We start from the raw sequence: 5,952 nt of genomic DNA on the forward strand, positions 1-5,952 counted from the left end.
TATAAAGGCATGCAATCAAATTGGCTCACGGCTTTTGGTTGTTGAGCTTTTTGAGTAGGTGATTGCTTATATTTTATCGTTTGTTTTTGCTGTTTTAATAGCTGTATCAATAGCCGTATTGGAAGGGACATATTAAAAAAGGCCGCGGTGTACTTCGCAAGCCAGTCCAAATGAGGTACGCCTTTATTCAGGACAATCAGCAAATATAGCCGATCCGTTGTTTATGTTCAACTCTGGATGTTCATCACAGTGATTATTACGCATGGTTAAAGGTTAAAGCAACCAACCAGTAAAACTGCCAAGAAACGGCAACAACTCTTTGGGTAATTCTGGCTAGAATCTGGCTATCGCAAGATTCACTGTGATTTGAAAGATGTTGGTGAGAGTTACGGGATCAATCAGGTCTATCGGTTGATGAAAGCTAATTGTCTTAAATCATAGCGGGGTTATCGTAAACCTAGATCTCATGCTGGTAATACCGCTGTCGTTGCTGCAAACACTTTAGACCGACAATTTATCCAATTCATCCCAACCAACTGTGGGTGACTGAAATCACTTATATCCGTACGCATGAAGGCTGGTTATATCTTGCGGTGGTGATTGATTTATTTTCGCGTCTTGTGGTTGGCTGGTCGATGAAATCCAGAATCACCACAGACCTGCTTTTAAATGCATTATTGATGGCTTTGTGGCGAAGAAACCCAAAGAACAAAGTCCTGATTCATTCTGACCAAGGCAGTCAATACACCAGCCATGGGTGGCAGACATTTCTCAAGCATCATAATCTTGAAAGCAGTATGAGTCGGCGTGGAAACTGCCATTATAATGCTGTTACCGAGAGTTTCTTTCAGTTGTTAAAGCGAGAGAGGATCAAGATGGATATATGTGTCTAGAATTTTGGTGGCTATTCAGTCCAATAGAATAAAGACATGTTTTTAAACTGTTACCTCTATTTCTACAAAATTAATAAATGATTTTTTATGTTCCTTAGAACATGAATATAAATGAGAAAGGGTAGAGTTTTATAGATGGTTAATGAGTTCTAAGGCTCGTCAGAGCTTTAGAAGGAATGTTAATTAATTTTTATAATTCTTCTTTTAAGATAAAAATTTTTAACTAATTGATTACTATTATATTTATATCTAACTCAAGACAAGCTTTTGTCTTAGGACTATGTTTTACTATTTTAAAAGAACTCTTTGAATTTATAACTGTTGATAACTGCCTAAGCTCTTACACAATTTATTGTATAATATAAAGGGCTGTGGGAAAAAAAGTGTAAAGTATTTCTTGTAAACAATTGTTTTTATAGTAAATGTATATTTAATTTTCATTTCTAAAAAAAGTGTAAAATAATTATCTAATCAATCAAATCTTATTAGCTCGAAACTTTGCGAGCGTATAGCTAAATGCGCTAGCATTTTGATATACCGAGTAATAGTTTGAGCAAACAAACGACTGAACCAGTTTACTATAGAATGAGAGTAACAGAGTGCGTTAGTTGATCTCAAGACAAAATGCTATGTCCAAGAGAAACCCTTACACTTTTCTATCTTAGATAAGGGGGGTATGCTTAAAAAAGTGTATAGTTTGATTTTACACTTTTTTATATTGAAATATTATCAATCAAATACTTAAAAAGAGTAAACAATGGACTTGTGTGAAATAAAGTGTTGACATTGATTTATAATTTTGATACTGTTAATCACATAGGATAGAGGATTATCCCTCACTACTTCATATCCTGACAACATATAAATGACACTAAAAATTAAGACCTATTTAGGTAATCCGATAAATGAATTTACAAGATTTAGTAATAAATAATGCAGTAAAAATAGAGCAAGATGCTCAAGCAAATACAATAACAATTATAGCTAGTGATAGCTCCGAAAAACTTTCAAATCTAATTAAGGATTTTCCAGACAACTGTTATGTAAATAAACAAATTACAGGTTGTGGTGGTACAACATTAGTTATCCGTAATGCAAAAAATTATGTAGTTCTCGTTCCTTACATTAACCTACTTAAATCCAAATTAGCAGACAACCAAGGAATTGTTGATTTAATTGGCGTGTATGGTGATACCGAGAGAGAAGAAATAACAGAATATTTAAAAGACACTTCAAGTTCTAGAAAAATTGTTTGTACTTTTGACTCATTACCAAAACTCCTAACAACACCAGGCTTCAATCCAAAAGCATTTAAATTACTGATTGATGAAGCACATACACTTGTGAATTTAGGTAGTTTCAAAGCAGCTACTTGTGAATATGTACTTCAAAACTATAACAAGTTTGGTTCGTACGTTTTCTTAACAGCGACACCAACAAAACGTGAATATTTTCCTTCAGCACTCGAACATTTACCACTATGTACAATCGAGTGGGGTGATGTTAGACCGGTTAAATTTAACCTTCAAAAAATTGAACATGGCGTAGGTGTAAACAATGCTTTGTTTGGATTGTGCTATGATTATTTGATGGGAACAATTGAAGGCAATGCTCATATCTTCTATAACTCAGTGACAGAAATTGCATCTATCCTAAGTAAGTTGAAAGCCTTAGTTGATAAGGAAACAGGTAAGAATCTGTTTAATCCTGACGATATTAGAGTTGTATGTTCAAAATCAAATTCAAACCAAAAAACATTTAATAGTAAGCTTGGCTTGAAATGGGCAAAGATCAGTGACATCACTTCAGCCCCTGCAAAGATCAATCTGTATACTTCAACTGCTTTTGAAGGTGCAGACATCTTCGATGAAGAAGGACAAACCTACATCATCATTAATGGACTCCGTGATGCTACAAAAGTAGATTTCCATGTACTTGTACCTCAAATTTGTGGTCGTATTCGAAACACAAAATATAATGAACACATTAATCTATTAGTTGGAAATCTACCTGAAGCTGCAAGTTGTACAAAAGAAGAATGGATGCAGGAAGTTCAGAAACGTATCCAAGACAGCGAAGACGTTTTGAATGATATCAAAGAAGGTAAAATGTCAGATGCAGGACGTGAACAATTAAGAAAAGCTGCTGAAGATGACAAGTACACATTCAAAGATGAAAAAGGTGAACTGTATGTTTCAGACGTTGCATTGAAAGCTGAATTACAGGCATACGAAGCACTAGAAGCAACTTATGTGGTACGTGTTGTTGCAGGTGCTGAAGTTAATGAAGATGGATATTCTGCCTCATTTAGAGCTTTACTGACTGATGAAACAAAACATAAAGCATTCGCTCATAAACCTGAAGGTGTAGCTAAATTTTTATCAGGTCATAGCCAGTGCTTTTATGAAACGATGAAAGAATATTGTGAAGCAAGAGATGCAGATAATTCTAAAATTTATAAATTGGTTGATGCAAAGGATGACTATTTCAAAACTGCTTATGATGTTTTGACGCACGACACGATTAGAAAATTTGAATATAGAAAGTTACCAATTGAAAGAGCATTAAAGATTCAAGATGCACAGAAGGATAATGCAACTGAAATTCCGACTTTACTTAATTTGAAAAAGGATGAAGTTATTCTTCGTTCAGATATAAAAGTTCGTATTCAAGATGTTTATAATGAACTTAATATACCTGACAAAGCAAAAGCTACTGATATTGAAAAATGGTATAAAGTTAAAGATACTAGATTAAATACAAAGCCTGCTTTTAAAATAGTTAAAATGTTGTAATTAGAATAACTAAATACAAGTTTTTACATCATTTAATACCTCTAACAATACAGCTATTAAATGAACATCCAAGAGATTGTAGATTTAGTTCAATTAAGTCATGACATTGTTAAGATTTCCTCTATAGAAAGCATATTCATCACCTGCTGCAGTCCAATACGCTGTCAGGGTTTACCCTGGATCAGCCCTGTAATTTTCTAGGCTGAGTGCTACAGTTTCACTCTGGTGGATAAAGCTCAATGGAACTTGTCCTATTCCAATCGTCTGGCACAAAGCCAGACCACCAGGACTTTCATGCGATGGCCATGCTTATTACAGAATAGATAAGCGCAATGTGGTTTGATGTAGCCAAAGGCTCTCATCACCTATGCCATTGCAGTATCCATATCCGCATGCATGTCCATGGGCTGGAGAACGCTTGATTTCATCAATACAGATCATTTAATTATACTAGAGTAATATTTGATATTCAAAAGACTAAGCTATCTAGAGCATCTGCTGCAGTAGAATCCTAATGTGAGCAACAGTCTCTTGATTGCTGGCGGCGGTTCAGTTCTTCTTTTACTGGGGGCAAATGCAGCACTTTTAATAATGGAAACTATGGACGGTATTGAATAGCTAGAAAAAGCGGTGGTTCACCGGATGCTTACAGTTTGAAACGTACCATAAATTAATATTAAAACCAGATATATAAAAAGATATCAACCCGTATAGTTTAGTGCTTTAGAATCTGTATCACCCCCAGTTTAATGCGGCACATCACATCTATAACCTGTTACAAAATAAACAAATATTATTCTTGTAGACTTATATTAATCCTTTATACAATAGAGCTATTGTTACATCTATTTAGGTAGAAGAAGAAATGATAATTACCATTGCCAATCGTAAAGGTGGAGTAGGTAAGACAACACTGGCTACAAACCTTGCTGTAGCCTTGAGTAAGAAGGGGTCTATAGTCCTAGTTGATGCTGATGATCAACAGTCAGCTCTTAAATGGTCTAAGCGTAGAACTCAAAATCCTGTTTATACTGAATACCATACTGGTGATTTAAAGAAGATCCTTTTAGATCTTCAAAAGAAATATGACTATGTTTTATTAGACGTAGCTGGGCGTGACAGTGAAGAATTTAGATCTGCTCTTCAAGTCAGTGATAAGTTAATTGTTCCAACACAACCAAGCCAAGCCGATGTTGAAGTCCTTCCATTTGTATTGAAATTATTTAATACCTATCACAAGGTCAATGAAAAGCTTCAACCATATCTGGTTGTTAATAAAGCTCCATCAAATACAAGATCTACTGAAGTTGCAGATTCAATCGAACTGCTAGGAACACTTCCTAAATTCAAGTTATTAAACACCATTATCCGTGATCGTAAACAATTCCGTGATGCAACGATTCAAGGCTTGTCTGTAATGGAAATGGGTAGCTCTAAGGCTAGAGATGAATTTAATGATTTCTTGGTGGAGATCCTATAATGGTTAAAAATAAGAGTAAACCATCTTTAGGTTTTGGTGATGATCTTGAGGAAATTTTAGAGAATCCTGAAGCGACTGTAGATGATGCTAATGGTCAAGAAGTCGAATACACACGTAATTTAATGTACAAGATTATTCTCACTCCACACACCCAAGATGTGAAGAAACGCTTTCGTAAAGAGCACGGACGTTTAGCATCTGTACCTTTGTATTATGAGGAAGAGAAAGTTCTAAAAGAAGCAGCCGGATTCGTTGGTGAGTCTTTGAATGATTTTATTCGTGATGTAATTCTGAAAGAAGCAAAACGTGTTTTAGGTGCTGAAAAATATAACTTAACACTGGGTAAACCATTTAACCAAACTAAGGTTAAATTGAGTGAAGAGGAGCATCAAAAATTGAGTGAACAGCGCAAGGCTGAACGTAAGAAAAATAAATAATAAAAGTCCATCTCCTAACTTTATCTAACAATATATTAATTCATATAATATTTTCTAATTTCTTTGGTGTGTTCTGCCACTGAAAATTATTTGATTAGTGTACAAAATAGCTAACACAAACGTAAGCGTCCGCTGAACACACCTTATGAATTCATCCTATAAGCCTTAATTTAGTCCCCACTTAAAAACAAGTGGGGACTAAAATTTATGACTACAAATAACCAGACATCCATCGCATCTCTTGCGAAAAAACGAAGAACATACAGTGCTGAATTTAAACAGCAGATCGTTCAGGCTTGTAAAGCACCGGACGTTTCAATTGCTTCGGTCGCTTTGCAACATGGATT

4 protein-coding genes and 1 pseudogene are annotated in these 5,952 nt (G+C 34.9%); all 5 read left to right on the forward strand.

Annotated features, from left to right (window positions below; genetic code table 11):
* Positions 1–131: 131 nt before the first annotated feature.
* A pseudogene (locus FTV30_RS16360) lies at positions 132–884 on the forward strand (IS3 family transposase); the annotation flags it as partial.
* 914 nt (positions 885–1,798) lie between these two features.
* Positions 1,799–3,688, forward strand: coding sequence for a DEAD/DEAH box helicase family protein (locus FTV30_RS13590; RefSeq protein WP_100355859.1), 1,890 nt, complete (start codon positions 1,799–1,801; stop codon positions 3,686–3,688).
* Between the two features lie 865 nt (positions 3,689–4,553).
* The gene (locus FTV30_RS13595) at positions 4,554–5,168 is read left to right on the forward strand and encodes an AAA family ATPase (protein ID WP_100355858.1); all 615 of its coding nucleotides are present in this window, start codon (positions 4,554–4,556) and stop codon (positions 5,166–5,168) included.
* A complete protein-coding gene (locus FTV30_RS13600; protein WP_100355857.1) occupies positions 5,168–5,605 on the forward strand; it encodes a hypothetical protein in 438 nt (145 codons plus the stop codon). The genes FTV30_RS13595 and FTV30_RS13600 overlap by 1 nt, the downstream gene beginning before the upstream one ends.
* Before the next feature lie 207 nt (positions 5,606–5,812).
* Positions 5,813–5,952 (forward strand): transposase (locus FTV30_RS13605; protein ID WP_151813106.1); only part of this gene is annotated, 140 nt, incomplete at its 3' end.

This window comes from Acinetobacter sp. YH12255, from assembly GCF_013417355.1.
GTDB classification, from domain to species: domain Bacteria; phylum Pseudomonadota; class Gammaproteobacteria; order Pseudomonadales; family Moraxellaceae; genus Acinetobacter; species Acinetobacter pseudolwoffii.